Annotated in this window: 1 protein-coding gene; it reads left to right on the forward strand. The window is 76.8% G+C overall.

The features are described 5' to 3' along the window. Nucleotides 1-603 (forward strand): aminotransferase class V-fold PLP-dependent enzyme (locus IH13_RS0107180; protein ID WP_031082065.1); only part of this gene is annotated, 603 nt, incomplete at its 5' end. Between the last annotated feature and the right edge of the window lie 38 nt (nt 604-641).

A 641-nucleotide genomic window follows, 5' to 3' on the forward strand; every position in this document is an offset into this window, starting at 1 on the left:
GACCTGGACGCGGTCCGGGCGGCGGCCGCCGCACACGGGGCCCGGACGCTCCTGGACGCGAGCCAGTCGGCGGGCTGGCTGCCGCTGGACGCGGGGGCGTACGACTACACGGTCACCGGTGCGTTCAAGTACCTGATGTGCCCCCGGGGCACGTCCTTCCTGACCGTCACCGAGGAGGCCCAGGAGTCCCTGCCGGTCCTGTACGCGGGCCGGCTGTCCGCCGAGGACCCGTGGGACAGCAGCTACGGGCCGGTGCGCCGGCTCGCCATCTCCGCACGGCGGTTCGACGAGGCGGTGTCGTTTCTCGCGTACCACGGGGCGGAGGCCTCCCTCGCCCTGGTGGCCGAGGCCGGCGTGGACGCGCTGCACGGCCACGCCACCGGCCTCGCCGCCCGCTTCCGGGACGGCCTGGCCGCGCTCGGCCACCCGGCGGTTCCCGGCACGTCCGCGGTCGTCGCCGTGCCCCGACTCGGCGACAGGGTGCCGGAGCTGGCCCGGGCCGGGGTGGTGGTCTCGAACCGGGCCGGGAACCTGCGGGCGGCCTTCCACCTGTACAACACCGAGGCGGACGTCGACCGCGTCCTGGACGTGCTCGCGCGCTGACGTACGCGCCGCGCGGGGCGGGCGGCCGGGGCGGTCAC

Source organism: Streptomyces sp. NRRL WC-3549 (assembly GCF_000721935.1).
In the GTDB taxonomy this organism is placed as follows: Bacteria; Actinomycetota; Actinomycetes; order Streptomycetales; family Streptomycetaceae; genus Streptomyces.